This window comes from Streptomyces qaidamensis (genome assembly GCF_001611795.1).
Classification (GTDB): Bacteria; Actinomycetota; Actinomycetes; order Streptomycetales; family Streptomycetaceae; genus Streptomyces; species Streptomyces qaidamensis.
Genome location: NZ_CP015098.1, coordinates 3,473,034 through 3,495,986, shown reverse-complemented (window position 1 = coordinate 3,495,986; position 22,953 = coordinate 3,473,034). Strand labels below are relative to the sequence as shown.

The following is a 22,953-nucleotide window of genomic DNA, read 5'->3' as shown; positions in this document are numbered from 1 at the left end:
AGCCCGGGAGTTCGCGATCGACTCGGGCCATGAGCAGCGAACCGCCCTCCGGCTCCGGTCAGGAGCCTCCGGACGAGGACCCGTTCCGCAAGCGCCCCCCGAGCGAGCCGCCCGGCGAGGGCACGGGCCCGCCCTACGGCAGCGAACCCCCGCCGTACGGGGGCGGCGGTCCGGGCGGTCAAGGCGGCCCGGGAGGTCCCGGCGACGGCTTCGGGGGCGGCCCCTACGGCGGTGATCCGTACGGCGGCGGTTCCTACCCCACCGACCCCCTCGCCGGCATGCCCCCGCTCGCCGACAGCGGCAAGCGCACGCTCGCGCGCATCCTCGACATGATCCTGGTGGGTGCCGTGGTCTGGCTGCTCACGTGGGGTTTCGGCGTCAACGAGTACGACGTGGACAGCGACCGTATCGAGGTCAGCAAGTCGTTCTGGCAGTCGGGGGTCGCCGCCGTCCTCTACATCGCCTACGACACCGTCCTGACCGCGCGGACCGGCCAGACCCTCGGCAAGAAGCTGCTGCACATGCGCGTGGCCAACCTGGACAACGGCGCGACGCCCTCCGTGCAGAACGCGCTGGCGCGCGCCGCGGTGCTGTGGATCCCGTTCGCCTTCTGCTGCGCGTGCGTCTGGACCGCGATCTGCGGCGGCTGGAGCTTCTTCGACCGGCCCTACAAGCAGGGCCTGCACGACAAGGCGGCCAAAACGGTCGTGGTCAGCACCGATTGAGGCCCAGAAGGATCAACCGGGTGCAGCGGGCGGTCAGGAGGCCGCCCGTTCGCGTACCGGTTCCGGGGCCGGCACCGGAACCGAGGCCCGTACCGGTTCCTGGGGCGCGGGCTGTTCCACCGCGGCAGGGCGCTTCCCGGACAGCGGCACCGTCATGGCGACCAGCAGCCCGAGGACGAGCGCCGCGACGGCGATGACCGCGATCCCCGCGCCCGAACTCGTCTGAGACAGCAGCAGCATGGCGAAGGTCGAGAAGATCACGGTGCACGAACCGTAGGCGAGCTGTGCGGCAGTCGGACGGGGCATGGCCATCATGTCCTCGAAAGTGGGGGTCCACGGCGGTGTCGGCCTGGCATTGCGCCGGTTTCCGGGCGTCCGGCCATCCGACATTCTCACCGGCAGCGTGCCCGACCGGAACCGACGGTAAGCGTGACCTAATCAACAAGGGCGGTGCACAGGGGGCGCACGGAGTCATGACGTCCACCTGGTGGACATATGCACGCGCCCGCACGGCCGGTGACGGGTGTCCGCGACAACCGTTTGGTTGTCCGTAAAACGAACGTTGCCTCCGCATAGTGCACTTGACTTGTGCAAGTCAAGGTCTGTCTTTTCTTCTAAACCTCTAGTCAAATGTCGTCACTTGACTACACGCGTTGATCACGCGCGCGCGGATTTCCACGACCGGGACCCTGCCTGCCGCGCGCCCGAACGCGGGGGAGGATCTCAAGTGACCAGTAGACCCTGGACGTTCAGAGCGGCCGCCATAAGCGTGGCGCTCGCGGCGGCCACCGCCACCGCCTCGACCTACGCGGTGGCCGACGACGCCCCGGCTCCCCGGCCCACCACCGTGGACCGGCACGACCCGGCGGAACGTCACCACGACGAGCACGACCTCGAAGGACCGCTGAGCAAGACGCAGGACGCCCAGCGACAGGAGGCCCTGAATCAGGTCCTGTCGGGCAAGAGCAAGGTCAAGAACCGCGAGGGCTCGAAGGTCGTCCAGCTCAAGAGCAAGAAGGGCGACGCCAAGTACGTCGAGCTCGGCCGCGAGAAGACCGACAAGATCTTCACGATCCTGGTCGAGTTCGGGGACGAGATCGACAGCCGCTACGGCGGCACCCCGGGCCCGCTGCACAACGCGATACCCAAGCCCGACCGCAAGAAGGACAACTCCACGGCCTGGCGGGCCGACTACGACCGGGACTACTTCCAGGACCTGTACTTCGGTTCCGGCAAGGGCGTCGACTCCGTCAAGACCTACTACGAGAAGCAGTCCTCGGGCCGCTACTCGGTGGAGGGCGAGGTCTCCGACTGGGTCAAGGTCCCCTACAACGAGGCGCGCTACGGCAACAACGCCTGCGGCGACACCAACTGCTCCAGCGTGTGGAACGTCGTCAGCGACGGTCTGAACGCCTGGGTCTCCCAGCAGAAGGCAGCGGGGAGGACCGACGCGCAGATCAAGGCGGACGTCGCGCGCTTCGACGAGTGGGACCGCTACGACTTCGACGGCGACGGCGACTTCAACGAGCCCGACGGCTACATCGACCACTTCCAGATCGTGCACGCGGGCGAGGACGAGTCCGCGGGCGGCGGCGCCCAGGGCACCGACGCGATCTGGGCCCACCGCTGGTACGCCTTCGGCACCGACGCCGGTGCCACCGGCCCCGAGAACAACAAGCTCGGCGGCGCGAAGATCGGCGACACCGGCATCTGGGTCGGCGACTACACCGTCCAGCCGGAGAACGGCGGACTCGGCGTCTACGCCCACGAGTACGGCCACGACCTCGGCCTGCCGGACCACTACGACACCGCGGGCGGCGAGAACTCCACCGGCTTCTGGACGCTGATGTCGTCCGGTTCCTGGCTCGGCACCGGCAAGAACGAGATCGGTGACCTGCCCGGCGACATGACCGCCTGGGACAAGCTGCAGCTCGGCTGGCTGAACTTCGACAAGGCCAAGGCCGGCGTCAACTCCTGGCACAAGCTGGGCGTGGCGGAGTACAACACCAAGCACAAGCAGGCCCTGGTCGTCGACCTCCCCAAGAAGGCGGTCACCACCGAGGTCGTCACCCCCGCCGAGGGCAAGACCCAGTGGTGGAGCGGCAGCGGTGACAACCTCAAGAACACCCTGACGCGTGCCGTCGACCTGACCGGCAAGTCGAAGGCGCAGCTGACCCTCGACGGCTGGTACGACATCGAGGCCAACTACGACTTCCTCTACACCGAGGTCTCGACCGACGGCGGCGCCAACTGGACCGCTGTCGACGGCACGGTGGACGGCCTGCCGATCCAGCGTGACGCCAGCGACAAGCCGGTCCTGACCGGCACGGTCGACGGTTACAAGAAGCTCGCCTTCCCGCTCGACGCCTACGCCGGCAAGAAGATCGACCTCCGCTTCCGCTACCAGACCGACGGCGGCGTGGCCCAGAAGGGCTTCGCGGCCGACGCGATCACGGTGACGGCCGACGGCGCGCCCGTCTTCTCCGACAACGCCGAGAGCGCGGACGCCGCGTGGAAGGCCACCGGCTTCTCCCGCATCGGCGCGTCCTTCACCAAGGACTACGCGCAGTACTACATCGCCGAGAACCGGCAGTACGTGTCGTACGACAAGACGCTGAAGACCGGCCCGTACAACTTCGGCTTCACGGCGCGCCCGGACTGGGTGGAGCACTACGCGTACCAGAACGGCCTGTTGATCTGGAAGTGGGACACCTCCCAGGTGGACAACAACACCAGCCAGCACAAGGGCACCGGTCTGGTCCTGCCGATCGACTCGCACCCGGACGCGCTGAAGTGGGCCGACGGCACGCTGATGCGCAACCGCATCCAGGCCTACGACTCGCCGTTCAGCCTCTACCGCACCGACGGCATGACGCTGCACAAGGCGGACGTGGCGAAGTACATCCCGGGGTCGAAGGGCGTCTCGGTCTTCAACGACCGGAAGAACACCTACTACGACGAGTCGAACCCCACCGCGGGTGTCAAGATCACTGACACCAACACGAAGATCAAGATCCTCAAGGAAGCCAAGGACGGCTCGACGATCGAGCTGGAGGTCGGCGCCGCGGGTAGGTAATCCGCATCCTTGCAGGTCAGAACATGATCGGCGGTGACCCACTGGCGGGTCACCGCCGATCCGTGTTTAGGTGCGTCCTGTGGCTCTCTTATTGACACCGACCGACACGGGGGGATGAGCGCATGGCCGCAGGAGGCTTCTGCAAGCTGCCGAACGGCATGGTGGTGGTGGCACTGAACCTGCCCAGCCCCGCCGCCGACGGCCCCGGCGCCGTCCGCGTCCTCGTCCACTCCGTGAACCGCGCCCGGGCCCTGACCAGGCTCCGCAACCTCGGTCTGCGGTCGGTCTACCTGCGCGGCAACGCAGCCCCGCCGACCCCCGACGAGATCACCGCGGTCCTGCACCACCCCGACGGCCTGATATGGCGCACCGCCCCTGACAACGGTGTCGCGTCGAGCCCGGACCTGGTCCAGGAGCTGTGGCGCCCGATCCGGGCCCTGCTGAGGCGCCCGACGGCCCAGACCTGACCGGCGGACGCCCCTGTGGGCCCCGGGGCTACTGCACGACCGGCTTGCCCGACAGCTCCACGCCCGCCCGGCGCAGCTCCTCCAGGGCCCGCTCGGTGCTCTCCGCGGCCACCCCGGCCGTCAGGTCCAGCAGGACCTGCGTACGGAAGCCCTCCCGGGCGGCGTCGAGGGCCGTGGCGCGTACGCAGTGGTCCGTGGCGATGCCGACCACGTCGACCTCGGTGACCTCGCGTGAGCGCAGCCAGTCGGCCAGGGGTGTGCCGTTCTCGTCCGCGCCCTCGAAACCGCTGTACGCCGCCGAGTACGCCCCCTTGTCGAACACCGCGTCGATCGAGCCGGAGGCGACGGCGGGGGCGAAGTTCGGGTGGAAGCCGACGCCCTCCGTGCCGGCGACGCAGTGCGCGGGCCAGGAGCGGGCGTAGTCCGGGTTGGCGGAGAAGTGGCCGCCGGGGGCGATGTGGTGGTCGCGGGTGGCCACGACGTGCTGGTAGCCGGACCCGGCCGCCTGCCCGATCAGCTCCGTGACGGCGGCGGCCACGTCGGCACCACCGGCCACCGCGAGGCTGCCCCCCTCGCAGAAGTCGTTCTGCACATCGACGACGATCAAGGCGCGGCGCATGGTCGGTGTCCTTCGGCTATGAGGTCGGCAAGCCCGGCCGTTGGACCACCGAGCCTATTGACAGAGGGGAGCGGACGGGAGGGGTACGGGTCGGCGCGTCACGGCACACGCAATTAGCTACCCGAGCTCTCGTGCAGGTACTCCGTGGGAAGGACGGGCTCCCCGCGTGAGAGCTGCGTGGCCGACATCGGGAGACTCGCGCGCGCCCTCGTGTGCCGCTCGCGCGCCGCGTCCAGGGGCTCGCGCGCCACCACCTCGCCGCCCTTGACCAGCTCCACCAGCAGCTGCCGGTCCGCGAGCCCGGCCGGCACCGGCCCGGTCCCGATCACCTCGGCCTCGGCGACGCCGTAGGAGTCCAGCCGTCGCGCGGCCCACTTGCGTCCGCCGATCGACGTCTTGCCGCCGCTGGACTTCTTCGCCACCGGCACCAGCGGCGCCTTCGGGCCCGTGGACTCGGCCCGCGCGACCAGCTTGTAGACCATCGAGGAGGTGGGGTGGCCGGAGCCGGTCACCAGCTGCGTCCCGACGCCGTAGGCGTCCACCGGCGCCGCCGCCAGCGAGGCGATCGCGTACTCGTCCAGGTCCGAGGTCACCACGATCTTCGTGTCCCTCGCGCCCAGCTCGTCGAGCTGCTGGCGCACCCGGTGCGCCACCAGCAGCAGGTCACCCGAGTCGATCCGCACCGCGCCCAGCTCGGTCCCGGCGACCTCGACGGCCGTGCGGACCGCCTCGGCGACGTCGTAGGTGTCCACCAGCAGCGTGGTGCCCCGGCCCAGCGTGTTCACCTGGGCCTGGAAGGCGTCCCGCTCGCTGTCGTGCAGCAGGGTGAAGGCGTGCGCCGAGGTGCCGACGGTCGGGATGCCGTAGCGGAAGCCGGCCGCCAGGTCGGAGGTGGTCGCGAAGCCGCCGACGTACGCGGCCCGGGAGGCCGCGACCGCCGCCAGCTCGTGGGTGCGCCGGGCGCCCATCTCGATCAGCGGCCGGTCACCCGCCGCCGCCGACATGCGCGAGGCGGCCGCGGCGATCGCCGAGTCGTGGTTGAGGATCGACAGGATCACGGTCTCCAGCAGCACGCATTCGGCGAAGGTGCCCTCGACCCGCATGATCGGCGAGCCCGGGAAGTACACCTCGCCCTCGGGGTAGCCCCAGATGTCGCCGCGGAACCGGTAGCCGGCGAGCCACTGGAGGGTCTCCTCGTCGACGATCTCCCGCTCCCGCAGGAAGTTCAGCACGGCCGTGTCGAAGCGGAAGTTCTCCACCGCGTCCAGCACCCGGCCGGTGCCGCCCACGACGCCGTAGCGGCGCCCGTTCGGCAGCCGCCGGGTGAAGACCTCGAACACGCTCCGCCGCTCGGCCGTGCCCGCCGTCAGGGCGGCCCGCAGCATCGTCAGCTCGTACTGGTCCGTGAAGAGCGCCGTCGAGGGAACGTCCACCGGCAGCCCAAGGTCCGCTACGTCCACTTCAGCTCTCCTCGCCATTTCTCGCCGGGTTGCCTGTCGGCCGGGGCCGGGGGTCGTCCCCCGGTGCCCGCAGCATGCTGAGGAGCGTACCCCCATTTCGTCAATCTGACGATTGCGGTCCGCGGGCACGCGATCGCCTTGCGGCCAGGCCCGTTTGTGCGACTACCCCCCTCGGGTGGCAGCATGGGCAGTGTGACGTCACCCGCGCCCCTGGAGATCGAACGCACCGAGTCGGCGGAGGAGGTCTTCGCCGTACCCGAGCCGGACGTCCCGTGGGTCACCATCGTCCACAACGACCCGGTCAACCTCATGAGCTACGTGACGTACGTCTTCCAGTCGTACTTCGGCTACTCCAAGGACAAGGCCACCAAGCTCATGCTCGACGTCCACCACAAGGGCCGGGCGGTCGTCTCCAGCGGCAGCCGCGAGGAGATGGAACGCGACGTGCAGGCCATGCACGGCTACGGCCTGTGGGCCACCCTCCAGCAGGACCGCAAGTAGCCAGCACCCCGCCCAGCAGCGAAAAGGCGTTCATGCCCGGAACCTTCGAACCGCTCCCCGGCGGCGGCGCGGCCGTCGCCCTCGACGACGTCGAGATCTCCATCATCCGGTCGCTGGCCGTCCAGCTCCTGGAGCTCATCGGCCCCGGCCCCGCCGAGGACACCTCCGGCGACCCGCTCGCCGAGTTGTTCGCCGAGGGCCCCAGCGAGCCGCCCTCCGACCCGGTGCTGAGGCGGCTCTTCCCGGACGCCTACAGCGACCCGGAGCAGCCCGCCTCGTCGCGGGACGCCGAGGAGCAGAAGGCGTACTCCGCGGAGTTCCGGCGCTACACCGAGAACGACCTGCGGGCCGGCAAGCGGGACAGCGCCCTCGCGGTGATCCGCTCCCTCGACGCGCTCTCCTCGGCCTCGGCCGGCGAGGGCGGCACGGTGCTGAAGCTGTCGCCGGCGGAGTCCCAGCAGTGGCTGGGCGCCCTGAACGACCTGCGGCTCGCGATCGGCTCGCGGCTGGAGATCACAGACGACGAGGACACCGACCTCCTCTACCGCCTCCCGGACGACGACCCGCGTAAGCCGATGGTGATGGCCTACCTGTGGCTGGGCGGCCTCCAGGAGACGCTGGTCGGAACCCTCATGGCCTGATCCGTGCAGGTTTTGTGACCTCTGGGTGACCGATCGGTGTTCGCTCAGAGGACACTCAAATCCGGATAACGATCACGTCACCGCACCCGCCTTCTATGGCCTCTTCGGGTGCTCTTTGTCCGCTTTTCCCTGTGTGGTGCGCCACATCTCACCCCTGAAATCAGTGTTGCGGCCGTGATAAATCTTCACGACCGCCCGGCAGAACACCACCCGAATGTTCGGCCGGGTGCGCCACCGAGCCGGTAACCGCCGGCCAGGCACGAGCGGGTTTCCGAGCCCGCTCAGCTCCATCATTCCGGGGGGATCGAAACCCGATCCGAGGTCGACGAAGGACCCGGGTCGGCATGGAGAAAGGCGCACCACACATGACCTCTGCGCAGGTCGACACGGAAAGCGTGCCCGAAGAGGGGTACGAGCGCGGCCTCGGCAGCCGTCAAGTCCAGATGATCGCGATCGGCGGCGCCATCGGCGTCGGCCTGTTCATGGGCGCCGGGGCGAACATCGCCAAGGCCGGCCCCAGCATCATCCTCATGTACGCCCTCGCGGGCGTCGTGATCTTCTTCATCATGCGGGCCCTGGGCGAGCTGCTCCTCTACCGGCCCGTCTCCGGCTCCTTCGCCGAGTACGCCCGCGAGTTCCTCGGCCCGTTCTTCGGCTTCGTCACGGGCTGGACGTACTGGCTCATGTGGGTGGTCACCGGCATGGCCGAGCTCACCGCCGCCGCGATCTACATCCACTTCTGGTTCCCGGAGATCCCGCAGTGGGTCAGCGCCCTGGTGTTCCTGGTGGTGCTCTTCGGCGTCAACCTGATCTCCGTCAAGATCTTCGGCGAAGTCGAGTTCTGGTTCTCGATGATCAAGGTCACGGCCATCATCGGCATGATCGTCATCGGCCTCGGCGTGCTCACCCTCGGCTTCTCCGACGCCGGTGACACCGCCGCCGTCTCCAACCTCTGGTCGCACGACGGCTTCTTCCCGAACGGCATCGGCTCCAGCCTGATGACGCTCCAGGGCGTCATGTTCGCCTACCTCGCCGTCGAGCTCGTCGGCGTCACCGCGGGCGAGTCCGAGAACCCCGAGAAGACCCTGCCCAAGGCCATCAACACCCTGCCCTGGCGCATCATCGTCTTCTACGTCGGCGCGCTGCTGGTGATCCTCTCCGTCGTCAAGTGGACCGAGTTCTCCGCCGGCGAGAGCCCGTTCGTGCACGCCTTCGGCAAGATCGGCATCCCGCTCGCCGCGGGCATCGTGAACTTCGTGGTGCTCACCGCGGCCCTGTCGTCCTGCAACTCGGGCATGTACTCGACCGGCCGGATGCTGCGCGGCCTGGCCGCCAACAGCGAGGCGCCGCGGGCGTTCGGCAGGCTCAACGCCCGCAAGACGCCCGCCGTCGGCATCACCGTCTCGGTCGCGCTCATGGGCATCGGCGTCGTCCTGAACTACGTCGTCCCGGAGAAGGCGTTCCTCTACGTCACCTCCGTCGCCACCGCGGCCGGCATCTGGACCTGGATGATGATCCTCGTCAGCCACATCCGCTACCGCTCCGCGGTCGACGCGGGCCGGCTGCGCGCCTCGTCCTTCCCCGCCCCTGGCGGTGCGCTCTTCAGCTGGGTCGCGCTGCTCTTCCTCATCGGCGTGACCTGCATGATCGCGTACGACAAGGATGCGCGGGTCTGCCTGTACGTCGCGGCCGGCTGGGCCGTCGCCCTCGGCATCGGCTGGGCGGTCCTCAAGCGCCGCAACCCGCAGCTCACCGAGCGCCGCGGCGCGGAGTTCGAGAAGGTCGGCTGACCAACCCGCAGGACGCCCAGCCGCAGGGAGTACTCGTGGCACTCCCTGCGGCTGCCGCTCAGGGCGTCCGGCATATGGGCCGTTCCGTACCAACCCTCGGTACGGAACGGCCCTTCTGCTTATCCTGACGAGCATGCTGACCATCACCCAGGCCCTCGTCGACCAGATCGTCGTTCACGCGCGCAAGGACCACCCCGACGAGGCGTGTGGCGTCGTCGCCGGCCCGGCGGGCTCGGACCGCCCCGAGCGCTTCATCCCCATGCTCAACGCGGCCATGTCGCCCACGTTCTACGAGTTCGACTCCGGCGACCTGCTCAAGCTCTACCGCGAGATGGACGACCGCGACGAGGAGCCGGTGGTCATCTATCACTCCCACACCGCGACCGAGGCCTACCCCTCACGCACCGACATCTCCTACGCCAACGAGCCCGGCGCCCACTACGTCCTCGTCTCCACCGCCGACACCGACGGCGCCGGCGAGTTCCAGTTCCGCTCCTTCCGCATCGTCGAGGGCGAGGTCACGGAGGAGGAGGTCCAGGTCGTCGAGGCATACTGAGGACGCCTGAACAGCACGGTCTCACTCCCCGGCCCAGAAACGTCCGCCATGTGGGATCACATTCCAGAACCCGGACCGGGAATCGATACGATGAGCCCATGGTTTTCCACGACGTGAGCGACAAGACGCCGGGCGAGCTGCTCGTGGCGCGGCTGCACGTCGACCTGTGCAGGCTCGCCAGCGCCATCTGTTGACGCAGGCCCCTGCCGCCGTACGGCCGTGAGCCGCGGCGCCGCCCACACGCACCACCCCGCTGTTCCTGCGCTGCCGCGCGCCCCGACCGACTACTCCCGACAGGAGCCCTGAAGCCATGGCCATCGAGGTCCGCATCCCGACCATCCTCCGCACCTACACCGACGGCCAGAAGGCGGTGGAGGGCAAGGGAGACACCCTCGCCGAGCTGTTCACCGACCTCGAGACCCGGCACGCCGGCATCCAGGCCCGCATCGTGGACGACGGTCAGCTGCGCCGCTTCGTCAACGTGTACCTGAACGACGAGGACGTCCGCTTCCTCGACGGCATCAACACCAAGCTGTCGGACGGCGACAACGTCACGATCCTGCCGGCCGTGGCCGGCGGCATGGTCTGATCACCGATGCGCTACGACTCCCCCCTGGCCGCGGTCGGCAACACCCCCCTGGTGCGCCTGCCGCGGCTGTCGCCGTCCGCCGACGTCCGCATCTGGGCGAAGCTGGAGGACCGCAACCCGACGGGGTCGGTCAAGGACCGTCCGGCCCTGCACATGATCGAGCAGGCGGAGAAGGACGGCCGCCTGACGCCGGGCTGCACCATCCTGGAGCCGACGTCGGGCAACACCGGCATCTCCCTGGCCATGGCGGCGAAACTCAAGGGCTACCGCATCGTCTGCGTGATGCCGGAGAACACCTCGCAGGAACGCCGGGACCTGCTGGGCATGTGGGGCGCGGAGATCATCTCCTCCCCGGCGGCGGGCGGTTCCAACACCGCCGTACGCGTCGCCAAGGAGCTCTCGGCCGAGCACCCCGACTGGGTGATGCTCTACCAGTACGGCAACCCGGACAACGCGGGCGCCCACTACGCCACGACCGGCCCCGAGATCCTCGCGGACCTGCCGTCCGTCACGCACTTCGTGGCCGGCCTCGGCACCACCGGCACCCTCATGGGCGTGGGCCGCTTCCTGCGCGAGCACAAGCCGGACGTCCAGATCGTCGCGGCCGAACCGCGCTACGACGACCTGGTCTACGGCCTGCGCAACCTCGACGAGGGCTTCGTCCCCGAGCTGTACGACGCCTCCGTCCTCACCACCCGCTTCTCGGTCGGCTCGGCGGACGCGGTCACCCGCACCCGCGAGCTGCTCCAGCAGGAGGGCATCTTCGCCGGCGTCTCCACGGGCGCCGCGCTGCACGCCGCGATCGGCGTCGGCAAGAAGGCCGTCAAGGCGGGGGAGACCGCCGACATCGTCTTCGTCGTCGCCGACGGTGGCTGGAAGTACCTCTCGACGGGCGTCTACACGGCGGCCACCACGGAGGAGGCCATCGACACGGTCCAGGGCCAGCTCTGGGCGTAGCCGACGGCGAACACCGACACGACGAAGGGCCGGAGTCACGACTCCGGCCCTTCGTGCCCGCTCAGCCCGCCAGGTACCGCACCCGGTCCCACAGCGCCGGATCCACCACGCCGATCCGCCGCCTGAAGCCCCACACCGGGACCTCCCGCAGCTCGTCCGTCTCCAGGAAACTCGCCCGGGCCCGGGCGTCGCCCACCGAGCCGGGCGGCAGCGGGATCACCCCGGCGCGCCCGCCCCGGACCCGGGTGGTGATCTTCGCGACCGTCGCCCGCTCCCCGCGCACCGCCAGCACCAGACAGGGGCGGTCCTTCGTACGGGCCTCGTCCTCGTAAGGGACGTCCGCCCACCAGATCTCCGCCGGCTGCGGCCGGCCCTCCGGCGCGCCGGCCGGTGCCGCCGTCCGCACCCGCCGGGCGGACGGCCGCCGCCCCCGGCCCCAGCCGTCGACGAGCGTGGCGACGAGCGCGAGCAGTACCACCGCGGCGAGCGCCAGCCACCAGGACGTGTCCATACTGAGACGTTACCGGCGCCGCCCCTGCCGCGCGCCCCCCTCACGAGGATCACCTGCCGGCCCTGCCAGCCGAACCGGTGACAGCACAGGTGAGTTCGCACACAACAGGCCTTTGTGGAGGAGCTACCGGAGGTTTTGCGCCTTACGCTCGACGGACCGCACGACCCCCGACGCCCCTCTCAGACTTATCCCGCCAGCGGAGGTTTCTGCTTCATGAAGCTCACCGTCGTCGGCTGCTCGGGGTCGTTCCCGTCCGCGGAATCGGCCTGCTCGAGCTACCTCGTCGAGGCCGACGGCTTCCGGCTGCTTCTCGACATGGGCAACGGTGCCCTGGGCGAGCTGCAGCGCCACTGCGGTCTCTACGACCTCGACGCGATCTTCCTCAGCCATCTGCACGCCGACCACTGCATCGACATGTGCGCGTACTTCGTCGCGCGCTACTACCGCCACGACGGCGGCCGCTGCGATCCACTCCCCGTCTTCGGCCCCGAAGGCACGGAACACCGGCTGACCACCGCCTACGCGGACACCCCCTCCGCCTCCTCCATGAGCGAGGTCTTCGACTTCCACACGGTCAAGCCGTCCACCTTCGAGATCGGCCCGTTCACGGTGCACACCGAGCGGGTCGCCCATCCGGTGGAGGCCTACGGCATCCGGATCGAGCACGGCGGCAAGGTCCTGACGTACTCCGGTGACACCGGCGTGAGCCCCGCGCTGGACGAACTCGCCCGGGATGCCGACCTGTTCCTGTGCGAGGCGGCCTTCACGCACGGCAAGGAGGACATCCCCGACCTGCACCTCAACGGCCGCGAGGCGGGTGAGACGGCGGCCCGGTCCGGAGCCCGCCGCCTGGTCCTCACCCACGTCCCGCCGTGGACGGACCCCCAGGTCAACCTCGCCGACGCCCGCGAGGTGTACGACGGTCCGGTGGACCTCGCCGCGCCCCGGCAGACGTACGAGATCTAGGTCCCGGCGCCCGCACACGCGAAGGCCCCGGAACCCCAAGCTCGGGTTCCGGGGCCTCCTGCGTGGCGCGGGCCTACTTGGCCTCGGCCTTCTGCAGCTCGGCGAGTTCCTCGTCGGACTCGCGGCCCGGCGTGGGCAGGTTGAACTTGGTGATCGCGAAGCGGAACACCACGTAGTAGACCGCCGCGAAGCACAGACCGACCAGGGCCAGGCCCCACGGGTTGGTCGCGATACCGAGGTTCAGAGCGAAGTCGATCGCACCGGCCGAGAAGCCGAAGCCGTCCCTCATCCCCAGAGCCCAGGTCAGCGCCATCGAGACACCGGTGAGCACGGCGTGGATCGCGTAGAGCACCGGGGCGATGAACATGAAGGTGAACTCGATCGGCTCGGTGACGCCCGTGACGAACGACGTCAGCGCGAGCGACAGCATCATGCCGCCGACGATCTTGCGCCGCTCGGGCCGGGCGCAGTGCACGATCGCCAGGCACGCGGCCGGCAGGGCGAACATCATGATCGGGAAGAAGCCCGTCATGAACTGCCCGGCGGTCGGGTCACCGGCGAGGAAGCGGGCGATGTCACCGTTCTTGCCCTCGTACTCGCCGGCCTGGAGCCACGGGAAGGAGTTCAGCAGGTGGTGCATGCCGACCGGGATCAGCGCGCGGTTGGCGACACCGAAGATGCCCGCGCCCACCGCGCCGGAACCGACCAGCCACTCACCGAGGTTGTGCAGGCCCGCGCCGAGGACCGGCCAGATGTATCCGAAGACGATGCCGATGAACAGACCCGCGAAGGCCGACAGGATCGGGACCAGGCGGCGGCCGCCGAAGAAGCCGGCCCAGTCCGGCAGCTTGGTGCGGTAGAAGCGCTGGTAGAGCAGGGCGACGACGATGCCCATGACCACGCCGCCGAGGACACCGGCGTTGACCGCCTTCTCCACCATGACGACCTTGCCGTCGACGGCGGTCGGCACCTTCGGCTGGTTCGGGTCGGTGAAGGTGGCGAGCACTCGCTGGAAGACCAGGTAGCCGGTGACGGCGGCGAGCGCCGTGGAACCGTCCGACTTCTTGGCGAAGCCGATCGCGATGCCCACGGCGAACAGCAGCGCCATGTTGTCGAGGATCGCGTTGCCGCCCGCGGCCATGAAACTGGCGATCTTCGTCAGGAAGGCGGGGAACTCCGGGCGGCCCAGCATGTCGTCGTTGCCGAGCCGGACCAGCAGGGCTGCCGCGGGCAGCACCGCGACGGGCAGCATCAGGCTGCGGCCGATCCGCTGCATGACGGCCATCACGGCCGAGCCCTTCTTCGGGCTCGCGGGCGCGGCGGTGTCTGTGGACATGAACTTCCTCCAGGGGGCACGGCGCCGCCCAGGAAGCATGCGAAGGGGGACGGCGGCGTCTCAAAGAAAGGGGAACGCGGTCATCGCCGCGCGACCTCCACCGGTGAGTGGTGTAGACCAGTTGTAGCACGGTAGGCCGAACGAGTGGAACCCGCCAATTCCGCCCGCTGTGACGATCACGCCTTGGCGCTGTCCTCGACCTCTTCCGCGGGCTCACGCCCCGGAGTCCTCAGGTCGAACTTCGTGATCGCGAACCGGAAGATCACGTAGTAGAGGAGCGCGAACCCCAGCCCGATCGGGACGATCAGCCACGGTCTGGTCGCCAGGTTCCAGTTGATGACGTAGTCGATCAGCCCTGCCGAGAAGCTGAACCCGTCGTGCACCCCCAGCCCCCACGTCACCGCCATCGAGGCCCCCGTCAACAGCGCGTGCACCACGTACAGCGCCGGCGCGACGAACAGGAACGAGTACTCGATCGGCTCCGTGATGCCCGTGACGAACGACGTCAGCGCCACCGACAGCATCAGGCCACCGACCTCCTTGCGCCGGTCCGGCCGCGCACAGTGCGTGATCGCCAACGCCGCCGCCGGCAGGGCGAACATCATGATCGGGAAGAACCCCGAGGTGAACTGGCCGGCCTCCGGATCCCCCGCCAGGAACATGTTGATGTCACCGTGCACCACTGTCCCGTCCGGCTTCGTGAACGAGCCGAACTGGAACCAGATGGGCACGTTCAGGAACTGGTGCAGCCCCACCACCAGCAACGCCCGGTTCGCCACCCCGAACACGCCCGCGCCCCACGCGTCCAGCCCGTCCATCCAGTCGCTGAAGCTCTCCAGCGCGTCACCGATCGGCGGCCACACCCACAGGCACAGCGCGGCGAACGCGATCGCCACGAACGCCATGATGATCGGAACCAGCCGCCGCCCGTTGAAGAACCCCAGCCAGTCCACCAGCCGCGTCCGGTGGAACCGGGCCCAGAAGAACGCTGCCAGCAGCCCCATCACGATCCCGCCGAACACCCCCGGATTCTGGAACGCGAACGCCGTGACCTCCCGGCCCCCGTCGGTCACCTGACACCCGACGTCCGGAACCGCCACCGACCCCTCGGGGCAGTCCTCCGGGAACTGCCGCAGCACCGTGAAGTACACGAGGAACCCAACCACCGCGGCCAGCGCCGTCGAACCGTCCGACTTCTTCGCCATCCCGATCGCAACGCCCACGCAGAACAGCAGCGGCAGCCCCAGCGAACCGTCCAGCAGCGCCCCGCCCGCCCCCGCCATCACCTTCGAGACGTTCGTCCAGCCAAGACCGTCGTCCCCGAACACGTCCGGCTGCCCCAGCCGGTTGAGGATCCCCGCCGCCGGCAGCACAGCGATCGGCAGCTGCAGACTGCGGCCCATCTTCTGCAATCCCTGGAACAGCCGGTTCCAGCGAACACGGACCGGGCTGGCGGCGGCCTCGGCGCCGGCAGGGGTGTCGGCACTCATTCCGGTCCCCTTTGTCGGGAGGCATACTCGTGGTGTAGACCAGTCGTTCGACGGTCGCGTCGCGCTGGTGTGACGCCATCCTTTGGCACACACGACATGGCCGCTCGCGAAGTTGGACCAACTGTGGGTTACTGCGACAAAGCGGTTCGGATCAGGGAGAGCGAAGATGGCCAGCAAGGCTGAGAAGATCGTTGCCGGGCTCGGCGGCATCGACAACATCGAAGAGGTCGAAGGCTGCATCACCCGCCTGCGGACCGAGGTCGTCGACCCCGCCAAGGTAGACGAGGCCGCCCTGAAGGCCGCCGGCGCCCACGGCGTCGTCAAGATGGGCACCGCGATCCAGGTCGTCATCGGCACCGACGCCGACCCCATCGCCGCGGACATCGAAGACATGATGTGAAGAGCGGGGATCGTCCCGGGCTTCACCCCCTGACCTTCCCGGCGCACCAAGGGCCCCTCCCACCGCGGGAGGGGCCCTTCCGCACGTACGGATAGGCTCAGCCGCATGTCTCGAATCGACGGCCGCACCCCCCAGCAGCTCCGCCCCATCACCATCGAACGCGGGTGGAGCAAGCACGCCGAAGGATCCGTTCTGGTCTCCTTCGGCGACACCAAGGTCTTCTGCACCGCCTCCGTCACCGAAGGCGTCCCCCGCTGGCGCAAGGGCAGCGGCGAAGGCTGGGTCACCGCCGAGTACTCCATGCTGCCCCGCGCCACCAACAGCCGCGGCGACCGCGAGTCCGTCAAGGGCCGCATCGGTGGCCGCACCCACGAGATCAGCCGCCTCATCGGCCGGTCCCTGCGCGCCGTCATCGACTACAAGGCTCTCGGCGAGAACACGATCGTGCTCGACTGCGATGTCCTCCAGGCCGACGGCGGCACCCGCACGGCCGCGATCACCGGCGCCTACGTGGCACTGGCCGACGCCGTCGCCTGGGCCCAGGGCAAGAAGCTCATCAAGGCCGGCCGCAAGCCTCTCACCGGCACCGTCTCCGCCGTCTCCGTCGGCATCGTCGGCGGCGTCCCCCTCCTCGACCTCTGCTACGAGGAAGACGTCAAGGCCGACACCGACATGAACGTCGTCTGCACCGGCGACGGCCGCTTCGTCGAAGTCCAGGGCACCGCCGAAGCCGAGCCCTTCGCCCGCGACGAACTGAACGCCCTCCTCGACCTCGCCGTCGCCGGCTGCGCCGATCTCGCCGCCCACCAGCGCACCGCACTCGACGCCGTCCTCGAAAAGTAGGCCGTCCTCGAAAGTGGGCCGTCCTCGACAGTGGGCCGTCCTCGACAGTGGGCCGTCCTCGAAAAGTAAAGGGCACACCAAGACGGGTGCTCGGCTCGGGCAACCGAGCCGAGCACCCGCGCGTCTGAAGGAGTACGGGCGCACGGCTCATCCCTGTGCGCCCGGCCAGCCACGCGGGCCCGACCGGCCCGCCGAACGAGAGGGACCGCTCCATGGCCGCGAGCCGCCGACGCCGCACCGCAGCCGTCGCCGCCACCCTGGCGGCCGTCGCGCTGACCGCCGGACTCACCACCGGCTGTGCCGCCGTCGACAAGGCGCTGGACTGCGTCCAGACCGCCGACGCCATCGCCGACAGCGTCACGGAACTCCAGCAGGCGGTCGACAGCGCGGCGAACGACCCGACGCAGCTCGACGAGTCCCTCGACTCCATCGACAAGAACCTCGGCGAGATCGGCGACAAGACCGACAACGCGGATGTCAGCAAGGCCGTCGACGACCTCAACAAGGCGGTCGACAACGTCCGTACGTCGATCGAGAACGGCGACGAGACACCCGACATCAGCCCGGTCACGGACGCGGCGGGCGAACTGACGAAGGTCTGCACGCCGTAACGCTGCGCCGGCCCGGCCGGGCTTCTCGTGTGCCGGGTTTCTGCCGTCGATGGGGTGCGGGTCCGCGGGGGCTGATCGCGCAGTTCCCCGCGCCCCTGGCGGGGCCCCTACCCTTGGGGCCATGAGTCGCCTGATCCTCGCCACCCGAAACGCCGGGAAGGTCACCGAACTTCGCGCGATCCTCGCCGAAGCCGGGCTGCCCCACGAACTCGTCGGCGCCGACGCCTACCCGGACATCCCCGACGTCAAGGAGACCGGGGTGACGTTCGCCGAGAACGCGCTTCTCAAGGCCCACGCGTTGGCCCAGGCGACGGGCCTGCCCGCCGTCGCCGACGACTCGGGCCTCTGCGTCGACGTCCTCAACGGCGCCCCGGGCATCTTCTCCGCCCGCTGGGCCGGCCGGCACGGCGACGACAAGGCCAACCTGGACCTCCTCCTCGCCCAGCTCTCGGACATCGCGGACGAGCACCGCGGCGCCCACTTCGCCTGCGCGGCGGCCCTGGCCCTGCCCGACGGCACGGAGAGGGTGGTCGAGGGACAGCTCCGCGGCACCCTCCGCCACGAGCCGACGGGCACGGGCGGCTTCGGCTACGACCCGATCCTCCAGCCGGACGGCGAGCACCGGACCTGCGCGGAACTGACCCCTCAGGAGAAGAACGCGATCAGCCACCGGGGGAAGGCATTCCGGGCGCTGGTGCCCGTCGTGCGTGAGCTGCTCGGCTGAACTCTGGTGCGGCCGGAGGGACTCGAACCCTCACGGGAGTTACCCCACTGGGACCTAAACCCAGCGTGACTGCCAGTTCCACCACGGCCGCCTGGCATTGCCCGGCCATGCTACTGGTCGGGCAACGCCCTCAGACCCCCAGATCCTTGATGATCTTGGCGACGTGGCCCGTGGCCTTGACGTTGTACAGGGCGCGTTCGACCTTGCCCTCCTCGTCCACGACGATCGTGGAGCGGATGACGCCGACGACCGTCTTGCCGTACAGCTTCTTCTCGCCGAAGGCGCCGTAGGACTCCAGGACCTGCTTGTCCGGGTCGGCCAGCAGGGTGACCTTCAGGGACTCCTTGTCGCGGAACTTGGCCAGCTTCTCCGGCTTGTCGGGGGAGATGCCGATGACCTCGTAGCCCGCGCCCGCCAGCAGCTCCAGGTTGTCGGTGAAGTCGCAGGCCTGCTTCGTGCAGCCGGGCGTGAGGGCGGCCGGGTAGAAGTACACGATGACCTTGCGGCCCTTGTGGTCCGACAGGGACACCTCGGTGCCGTCGGCGTCGGGCAGGGTGAAGGCGGGGGCCATGTCCCCCGGCTGGAGTCGCTCGCTCATCTGGCCAGCGTAACCGGGGGTGCTGACAGTGTGATGACCCGTGGAGCTGACAGACTGTCCTGCACAGGCTTCACACCGACTTCGGAGGCGACACGGTGGCGGACACGGCGGACTCCAGGACCCCGGCGCAGATCGAGGCGGACATCAGGCGCCGCCGCGCGACCCTGGCCGAGACCCTCGACGAGATCGGGGTGCGGGTGCACCCCAAGACGATCGTCGGGGATGCCAAGGCCAAGGTCGCTTCCAACATTGATCACACCCTCGGACGGGCTTACGTGGGGGTCAACCGGGCCGTCACCGATGTGCGCGCCCGGTTCGTGGACGAGGACGGGGCGCCCCGGCTGGAGCGTGTCGTGCCCGTCGCGCTCGTCGTCGTGGGCGTGGTCGGGCTGCTCGCGGTCAGCACGCGGCGGCGCAAGGGCTGACCCGGCTGCGTACGTTTGCGGGGGAGACAGGTAGGTTTCAGGGCGTGAGCGCCAAGAGAAACGAGCACAATACCCATCCGGACAAGCTGCCGATCCGGATGCTGCACGACCGCGTACTCGTGCGGCAGGACACCAGCGAGGGCGAGCGGCGTTCCGGCGGCGGCATCCTGATCCCCGCCACGGCGGCGGTGGGCCGGCGGCTGGCATGGGCCGAGGTCGTCGCGGTCGGGCAGAACGTGCGGACCGTGGAGGCGGGCGACCGGGTGCTGTTCGACCCGGAGGACCGCGCCGAGGTCGAGGTGCGGGGGATCGCGTACGTGCTGATGCGCGAGCGTGATCTGCACGCCGTGGCCGCGGACCGGTTCGAGGGCGCCGAGGACTCGACGGGCCTGTACCTCTAGGACCCATGGCGAAGGGGCCGGTGACCACCGTCACCGGCCCCTTCGCCGTGTCGTGGGGCTTTGCTACGTTGGAAGGACCCCCGACGAGACGCGCCGTACCGGGATCAAGGCAAAGACGACGCACCGACACCGTCAGCCCTTTTCCCGGAGGTGCCCGTCATGGCCTGGGTTCTGCTCGTCGTCGCCGGTCTGCTGGAGGTGGGCTGGTCCGTCGGCATGAAGTACACCGACGGCTTCACGCGTCCGCTGCCCAGCCTGCTCACCGGCGCCGGCATCGTCGCCAGCATGCTGCTGCTGTCGCAGGCCGCCAGGACCCTCCCCATCGGTACCGCCTACGGAGTGTGGGTGGGGATCGGTGCGGCCGGGGCGGCGGTGTTCGGCATGGCGGTGCTGGGTGAGCCGGCGACCGCCGCCCGGATCTTCTTCGTGTGCCTGCTGCTGGTCGCCGTGGTGGGGCTGAAGGCGACCAGCGGTCACTGACGCGTCCTGAGCCGTCGTGGCGCTACTCGCGGCGGGCGGTCTGCGGGACCACGCCCCAGCCGGGGCCGGTCGGGCCGCCCGTCGCGCCGCCGTCGCTCGTGTCGCCGCCGCCACCGCCCTCCGTGGTACCGCCGTCGGCCGTACCGCCGCCCGTGGTACCGCCGTCGGTCGTGCCGCCGTCCGCGGTGCCGCCGCCCGTGGGGGACTCGCCGCCGGTGCCGCCGTCGGTGGTGCCGCCGTCGGTCTGGCCCGCGGTCTGCCCCTCGGGGGCGCTGGGGCTCTGGCCGGGCGTCTCGGTGCCGGTCTCCTCGCCGCCGGTGGTCGTGCCGCCGTCGGTGGTGCCGCCGGTGGTCGGGTCGGCGGGGGCCTCGCTGCTGGGTGCCTGCGAGACGTCGGAGCCCGGCTGGAGCCTGAGGTCGAACTCCTTGACGGGCTTGCCCTTGAGGGCGTCCTGGGTGAACTGCGTCCAGATCTCCGTGGGCGCCCCGCCGCCGTTGATGCGCGGCAGGCCCATGGCGCCGTACAGCGACTTGTGGGCGGCGGTGACGGGGTCCTGTCCCATGACGGCGACGACGGTGGCGAGGTCGGGGGTGTAGCCCGCGAACCAGGCCGCCGTGTCCTCCTCGGCGGTGCCGGTCTTGCCGGCGACGGGGCGGCCCGCGCCCTGGGCGGCGGAGGCGGTGCCGTTCTGGACGACACTGCGCAGCATGGAGGTGGTGGTGTCGGCGGCCTCGCGGCTCACGGCCTGCCGGGTGCGCCGCTCGGGCAGCTCGACGGGCGTGCCTTCCTTGCTGACCTTCTCGACCATCGTGTAGGTGCCGTGCCGCCCGTGGTTGGCGAGCGTGGCGTAGGCCTCCGCCATGTCGAGGACGCTGGCGGTGGCGGTGCCGAGCGCGATGGCGGGGCCGTCGGCGAGGTCGGGGGTGGTCTCGGGGACGCCCAGGTCGATCGCGGTCTGCTTGACCTTCGCGGGGCCGACGTCGGCGGCCATCTGCGCGTACACCGAGTTAACGGAGCTGTCGGTGGCCTCGGTGACGGTGATGTCGCCGTAGGAGTGCTGGTCCTCGTTCTCGGGGTTGTACGGTTCGCCGGCCCAGCCCTGGACCACGCGCTTGTTGGTGCCGTCGTAGATCGTGTTCGGGGTGATGACGCGGCCGTCCTGGGTCTCCGAGTGGTTCTCGACGGCCGAGGTGAACACGAACGGCTTGAAGGTGGAGCCGACCTGGAAGTCCCGGCGGGTGGCGTTCGGCGTGTACTGCTTGACGTAGTCGATGCCGTTGTACATCGCCACGACCTTGCCGGTCTTCGGGTCGACGGAGGCGCCGCCGGCGCGGACGTAGGTGTCGACCTTGTTGTTCTTCTTGTCGAGCTTGGCCATCAGCTTGTCGTTGACGGCCTTCACGAACGCGTCCTGCTTGCCCTTCTGCAGGGTGGTCGTGATGCGGTAGCCGCCGGCGTCGAGCTTGCTCTCTTCGATGATCTTGTTCTGGGTGAGGTAGTCCTTGACGATCCGGACGATGTAGCCGCGCTGCCCGGACATGCCGGTCGAGAGGGTGGACTCCTTCGGCATGGGGAACTTCATGCCGGCCCGCTCGGACTCGCTGAGCCAGCCCTTCTTGACCATGCCGTCCAGGACGTAGTTCCAGCGGGACTCGGCGGCCTTGCGGTTCTCCGGGTGGGCGACGACGTCGTACTGGCTGGGGGCGTTGACGAGCGCGGCGAGGTAGGCGGAGCGGGCCGGGTCGAGTTCCTTGGCGTCCATGCCGTAGTAGGCCTGGGCGGCGGCCTGGATGCCGTAGGCGTTGCGGCCGAAGTAGCTGGTGTTGAGGTAGCCCTCCAGGATGTGGTCCTTGCTGACCTCGCGGTCCAGCTTGATCGCGATGAAGAACTCCTTGGCCTTGCGCGTGACGGTCTGGTCCTGGCGCAGGTAGTAGTTCTTCACGTACTGCTGGGTGATCGTGGAGCCGGACTGCTTGCCCTTGCCGAGGGCGGTGTTCCAGGCGGCGCGGACCATGGCCTTGGGGTCGACGGCGGACTCGGTGTAGAAGTCGCGGTCCTCGGCGGCCAGGATCGCGTGCTGGGCGTCCTTGGAGATCTGCGGGAGGGTGACGTTCTCCCGGTTGACCTCGCCGTCGCGGGCGATCACGGAGCCGTCGGCGTAGAGGTAGACGTTGGCCTGCTTGGTGGCGAGCGCGTTGGCCGGGGGGATCTTCACGAGGGAGTAGCCCAGGAAGAACCCGCCGACCAGCAGCAGGACGACGATGATGAAGCCGCCGAGCGTCATGCGCCAGGTCGGGATCGCCCGGCGCCAGCCGGTCCGCTTCGGTTTCCCGGCCGCCGCGGGCGTGCCCGGGGCGCCGTCGGCGTGCGCCTGCGGCTGGCTCGCTGCCCAGCCCGGATTCGGCTGCTGCGGCTGAGGCTCGTCACTCATGTCGTGCACGGACTCCTGTTTCGCGTCGTACGTCGTTCCCGTACGTCTCTGCTCGCTCTTGCGCCCCTGTGATGAAGACTGTCCCATCCGTTGATCAGTTCCCTGATCGAGGGCCGTGTCGTGTGCCGTGTGGTGAGGCGGGCCGCGTGTGAGCGGGTGCGCGGGCGGGCACGGGGCCGACCGTGGTGCTCCGCACGTCTGCCCGCATCGTGATCTCGCCTGCGCGACATTCGCCCGAAGGGGGACACGGCCGTGGATCGCGACGGCTCGTACGCTCCGCCCGGCCGGCACCGCCGCCACGCTGCTCGCCCCGGCCACGGGCGCCTCGGCCCACGCGGACGCAACGGATCGTACCG

Annotated in this window: 26 protein-coding genes, 1 tRNA gene and 1 riboswitch; of the genes, 18 read left to right on the top strand and 9 right to left on the bottom strand. The window is 69.5% G+C overall.

The features are described from left to right. Positions 1–29 precede the first annotated feature (29 nt). Positions 30–725, top strand: a complete 696-nt coding sequence (locus A4E84_RS15365; RefSeq protein ID WP_062927125.1) for an RDD family protein — start codon at positions 30–32, stop codon at positions 723–725. A gap of 33 nt (positions 726–758) precedes the next feature. On the opposite strand, the gene A4E84_RS15360 is transcribed toward A4E84_RS15365, so the two are convergent. Further along, positions 759–1,037, bottom strand: a complete 279-nt coding sequence (locus tag A4E84_RS15360; RefSeq protein ID WP_062931461.1) for a hypothetical protein — start codon at positions 1,035–1,037, stop codon at positions 759–761. Between the two features lie 415 nt (positions 1,038–1,452). Here A4E84_RS15360 and A4E84_RS15355 point away from each other — a divergent pair, with 415 nt between their 5' ends. Next, positions 1,453–3,801, top strand: a complete 2,349-nt coding sequence (locus A4E84_RS15355) for an immune inhibitor A domain-containing protein (protein ID WP_062927124.1) — start codon at positions 1,453–1,455, stop codon at positions 3,799–3,801. Between the two features lie 122 nt (positions 3,802–3,923). Continuing rightward, on the top strand, positions 3,924–4,268 hold the full coding sequence (locus A4E84_RS15350) for a hypothetical protein (RefSeq protein WP_062927123.1): 345 nt from the start codon (positions 3,924–3,926) through the stop codon (positions 4,266–4,268). 28 nt (positions 4,269–4,296) lie between these two features. Here the strand turns inward: A4E84_RS15350 and A4E84_RS15345 are convergent, their stop codons facing one another. Continuing rightward, complete coding sequence (locus A4E84_RS15345) at positions 4,297–4,887, bottom strand: isochorismatase family protein (protein WP_062927122.1); 591 nt, start codon at positions 4,885–4,887, stop codon at positions 4,297–4,299. Positions 4,888–5,000: 113 nt separating this feature from the next. After that, positions 5,001–6,347 carry a nicotinate phosphoribosyltransferase gene (locus A4E84_RS15340; RefSeq protein ID WP_062927121.1) on the bottom strand — a complete coding sequence of 449 codons (1,347 nt, stop codon included), beginning with the start codon at positions 6,345–6,347 and terminating at the stop codon, positions 5,001–5,003. Positions 6,348–6,530: 183 nt separating this feature from the next. Here A4E84_RS15340 and clpS point away from each other — a divergent pair, with 183 nt between their 5' ends. The 7 genes from clpS to A4E84_RS15310 all read left to right on the top strand — a co-directional run bounded on the left by clpS (position 6,531) and on the right by A4E84_RS15310 (position 11,381). Continuing rightward, positions 6,531–6,848: an ATP-dependent Clp protease adapter ClpS gene (clpS, locus tag A4E84_RS15335; RefSeq protein ID WP_031102986.1), complete on the top strand. Its 318-nt coding sequence runs from the start codon at positions 6,531–6,533 to the stop codon at positions 6,846–6,848. 32 nt (positions 6,849–6,880) lie between these two features. Continuing rightward, positions 6,881–7,489, top strand: a complete 609-nt coding sequence (locus A4E84_RS15330) for a DUF2017 domain-containing protein (protein WP_062927120.1) — start codon at positions 6,881–6,883, stop codon at positions 7,487–7,489. Between the two features lie 365 nt (positions 7,490–7,854). Beyond that, on the top strand, positions 7,855–9,279 hold the full coding sequence (locus tag A4E84_RS15325) for an amino acid permease (RefSeq protein WP_062927119.1): 1,425 nt from the start codon (positions 7,855–7,857) through the stop codon (positions 9,277–9,279). 133 nt (positions 9,280–9,412) lie between these two features. Further along, complete coding sequence (locus tag A4E84_RS15320) at positions 9,413–9,835, top strand: M67 family metallopeptidase (RefSeq protein WP_062927118.1); 423 nt, start codon at positions 9,413–9,415, stop codon at positions 9,833–9,835. Positions 9,836–9,933: 98 nt separating this feature from the next. Further along, positions 9,934–10,029: a putative leader peptide gene (locus A4E84_RS45480; protein WP_311125941.1), complete on the top strand. Its 96-nt coding sequence runs from the start codon at positions 9,934–9,936 to the stop codon at positions 10,027–10,029. A gap of 116 nt (positions 10,030–10,145) precedes the next feature. After that, a complete protein-coding gene (locus A4E84_RS15315) occupies positions 10,146–10,424 on the top strand; it encodes a MoaD/ThiS family protein (protein WP_062927117.1) in 279 nt (92 codons plus the stop codon). A 6-nt stretch (positions 10,425–10,430) separates the two neighbouring features. Beyond that, on the top strand, positions 10,431–11,381 hold the full coding sequence (locus A4E84_RS15310) for a PLP-dependent cysteine synthase family protein (RefSeq protein ID WP_062927116.1): 951 nt from the start codon (positions 10,431–10,433) through the stop codon (positions 11,379–11,381). A 61-nt stretch (positions 11,382–11,442) separates the two neighbouring features. Here the strand turns inward: A4E84_RS15310 and A4E84_RS15305 are convergent, their stop codons facing one another. After that, entirely contained in the window at positions 11,443–11,892 is a 450-nt protein-coding gene (locus A4E84_RS15305; protein WP_062927115.1) for a type II toxin-antitoxin system PemK/MazF family toxin, read from the bottom strand. Between the two features lie 213 nt (positions 11,893–12,105). Here A4E84_RS15305 and A4E84_RS15300 point away from each other — a divergent pair, with 213 nt between their 5' ends. Then, entirely contained in the window at positions 12,106–12,858 is a 753-nt protein-coding gene (locus tag A4E84_RS15300; RefSeq protein ID WP_062927114.1) for an MBL fold metallo-hydrolase, read from the top strand. Positions 12,859–12,931: 73 nt separating this feature from the next. On the opposite strand, the gene A4E84_RS15295 is transcribed toward A4E84_RS15300, so the two are convergent. Both A4E84_RS15295 and A4E84_RS15290 read right to left on the bottom strand, forming a co-directional pair. Then, entirely contained in the window at positions 12,932–14,194 is a 1,263-nt protein-coding gene (locus tag A4E84_RS15295) for a PTS transporter subunit EIIC (protein ID WP_062927113.1), read from the bottom strand. Between the two features lie 176 nt (positions 14,195–14,370). Beyond that, a complete protein-coding gene (locus A4E84_RS15290; protein WP_062927112.1) occupies positions 14,371–15,684 on the bottom strand; it encodes a PTS transporter subunit EIIC in 1,314 nt (437 codons plus the stop codon). Between the two features lie 166 nt (positions 15,685–15,850). Between A4E84_RS15290 and A4E84_RS15285 the strand changes: the two genes are divergently transcribed. The 4 genes from A4E84_RS15285 (at position 15,851) to rdgB (ending at position 18,262) form a co-directional block, all read left to right on the top strand. Beyond that, positions 15,851–16,084: a PTS sugar transporter subunit IIB gene (locus A4E84_RS15285; protein ID WP_033308152.1), complete on the top strand. Its 234-nt coding sequence runs from the start codon at positions 15,851–15,853 to the stop codon at positions 16,082–16,084. A 105-nt stretch (positions 16,085–16,189) separates the two neighbouring features. Beyond that, positions 16,190–16,927, top strand: a complete 738-nt coding sequence (rph, locus tag A4E84_RS15280) for a ribonuclease PH (RefSeq protein WP_062927111.1) — start codon at positions 16,190–16,192, stop codon at positions 16,925–16,927. A gap of 212 nt (positions 16,928–17,139) precedes the next feature. Next, on the top strand, positions 17,140–17,538 hold the full coding sequence (locus tag A4E84_RS15275; RefSeq protein ID WP_062931460.1) for a hypothetical protein: 399 nt from the start codon (positions 17,140–17,142) through the stop codon (positions 17,536–17,538). Positions 17,539–17,659: 121 nt separating this feature from the next. Beyond that, entirely contained in the window at positions 17,660–18,262 is a 603-nt protein-coding gene (gene rdgB, locus A4E84_RS15270; RefSeq protein WP_062927110.1) for an RdgB/HAM1 family non-canonical purine NTP pyrophosphatase, read from the top strand. A gap of 4 nt (positions 18,263–18,266) precedes the next feature. On the opposite strand, the gene A4E84_RS15265 is transcribed toward rdgB, so the two are convergent. After that, a tRNA-Leu gene (locus A4E84_RS15265) sits at positions 18,267–18,353 on the bottom strand. 39 nt (positions 18,354–18,392) lie between these two features. Then, positions 18,393–18,860, bottom strand: a complete 468-nt coding sequence (bcp, locus tag A4E84_RS15260; protein WP_062927109.1) for a thioredoxin-dependent thiol peroxidase — start codon at positions 18,858–18,860, stop codon at positions 18,393–18,395. A 95-nt stretch (positions 18,861–18,955) separates the two neighbouring features. Between bcp and A4E84_RS15255 the strand changes: the two genes are divergently transcribed. The 3 genes from A4E84_RS15255 to A4E84_RS15245 all read left to right on the top strand — a co-directional run bounded on the left by A4E84_RS15255 (position 18,956) and on the right by A4E84_RS15245 (position 20,166). After that, entirely contained in the window at positions 18,956–19,285 is a 330-nt protein-coding gene (locus A4E84_RS15255) for a DUF3618 domain-containing protein (protein WP_033308145.1), read from the top strand. A gap of 44 nt (positions 19,286–19,329) precedes the next feature. Next, positions 19,330–19,686 (top strand): GroES family chaperonin, encoded by a 357-nt coding sequence (locus A4E84_RS15250; RefSeq protein WP_062927108.1) that lies wholly within the window; start codon positions 19,330–19,332, stop codon positions 19,684–19,686. A gap of 57 nt (positions 19,687–19,743) precedes the next feature. Further along, positions 19,744–19,811: riboswitch (guanidine-III (ykkC-III) riboswitch) on the top strand. Positions 19,812–19,845: 34 nt separating this feature from the next. After that, on the top strand, positions 19,846–20,166 hold the full coding sequence (locus A4E84_RS15245) for a DMT family transporter (protein WP_062927107.1): 321 nt from the start codon (positions 19,846–19,848) through the stop codon (positions 20,164–20,166). Positions 20,167–20,188: 22 nt separating this feature from the next. On the opposite strand, the gene A4E84_RS15240 is transcribed toward A4E84_RS15245, so the two are convergent. Continuing rightward, on the bottom strand, positions 20,189–22,597 hold the full coding sequence (locus A4E84_RS15240; RefSeq protein WP_062927106.1) for a transglycosylase domain-containing protein: 2,409 nt from the start codon (positions 22,595–22,597) through the stop codon (positions 20,189–20,191). Between the last annotated feature and the right edge of the window lie 356 nt (positions 22,598–22,953).

Bases quoted from the DNA above. Each gene is read 5' to 3' on its own strand.
- A4E84_RS15365 (WP_062927125.1), top strand. From the start codon at position 30: ATGAGCAGCGAACCGCCCTCCGGCTCCGGTCAGGAGCCTCCGGACGAG.
- A4E84_RS15360 (WP_062931461.1), bottom strand. From the start codon at position 1,037: ATGGCCATGCCCCGTCCGACTGCCGCACAGCTCGCCTACGGTTCGTGC.
- A4E84_RS15350 (WP_062927123.1), top strand. From the start codon at position 3,924: ATGGCCGCAGGAGGCTTCTGCAAGCTGCCGAACGGCATGGTGGTGGTG.
- A4E84_RS15345 (WP_062927122.1), bottom strand. From the start codon at position 4,887: ATGCGCCGCGCCTTGATCGTCGTCGATGTGCAGAACGACTTCTGCGAG.
- clpS (WP_031102986.1), top strand. From the start codon at position 6,531: ATGGGCAGTGTGACGTCACCCGCGCCCCTGGAGATCGAACGCACCGAG.
- A4E84_RS15330 (WP_062927120.1), top strand. From the start codon at position 6,881: ATGCCCGGAACCTTCGAACCGCTCCCCGGCGGCGGCGCGGCCGTCGCC.
- A4E84_RS15325 (WP_062927119.1), top strand. From the start codon at position 7,855: ATGACCTCTGCGCAGGTCGACACGGAAAGCGTGCCCGAAGAGGGGTAC.
- A4E84_RS15320 (WP_062927118.1), top strand. From the start codon at position 9,413: ATGCTGACCATCACCCAGGCCCTCGTCGACCAGATCGTCGTTCACGCG.
- A4E84_RS45480 (WP_311125941.1), top strand. From the start codon at position 9,934: ATGGTTTTCCACGACGTGAGCGACAAGACGCCGGGCGAGCTGCTCGTG.
- A4E84_RS15315 (WP_062927117.1), top strand. From the start codon at position 10,146: ATGGCCATCGAGGTCCGCATCCCGACCATCCTCCGCACCTACACCGAC.
- A4E84_RS15310 (WP_062927116.1), top strand. From the start codon at position 10,431: ATGCGCTACGACTCCCCCCTGGCCGCGGTCGGCAACACCCCCCTGGTG.
- A4E84_RS15305 (WP_062927115.1), bottom strand. From the start codon at position 11,892: ATGGACACGTCCTGGTGGCTGGCGCTCGCCGCGGTGGTACTGCTCGCG.
- A4E84_RS15300 (WP_062927114.1), top strand. From the start codon at position 12,106: ATGAAGCTCACCGTCGTCGGCTGCTCGGGGTCGTTCCCGTCCGCGGAA.
- A4E84_RS15295 (WP_062927113.1), bottom strand. From the start codon at position 14,194: ATGTCCACAGACACCGCCGCGCCCGCGAGCCCGAAGAAGGGCTCGGCC.
- A4E84_RS15290 (WP_062927112.1), bottom strand. From the start codon at position 15,684: ATGAGTGCCGACACCCCTGCCGGCGCCGAGGCCGCCGCCAGCCCGGTC.
- A4E84_RS15285 (WP_033308152.1), top strand. From the start codon at position 15,851: ATGGCCAGCAAGGCTGAGAAGATCGTTGCCGGGCTCGGCGGCATCGAC.
- rph (WP_062927111.1), top strand. From the start codon at position 16,190: ATGTCTCGAATCGACGGCCGCACCCCCCAGCAGCTCCGCCCCATCACC.
- A4E84_RS15275 (WP_062931460.1), top strand. From the start codon at position 17,140: ATGGCCGCGAGCCGCCGACGCCGCACCGCAGCCGTCGCCGCCACCCTG.
- rdgB (WP_062927110.1), top strand. From the start codon at position 17,660: ATGAGTCGCCTGATCCTCGCCACCCGAAACGCCGGGAAGGTCACCGAA.
- bcp (WP_062927109.1), bottom strand. From the start codon at position 18,860: ATGAGCGAGCGACTCCAGCCGGGGGACATGGCCCCCGCCTTCACCCTG.
- A4E84_RS15245 (WP_062927107.1), top strand. From the start codon at position 19,846: ATGGCCTGGGTTCTGCTCGTCGTCGCCGGTCTGCTGGAGGTGGGCTGG.
- A4E84_RS15240 (WP_062927106.1), bottom strand. From the start codon at position 22,597: ATGAGTGACGAGCCTCAGCCGCAGCAGCCGAATCCGGGCTGGGCAGCG.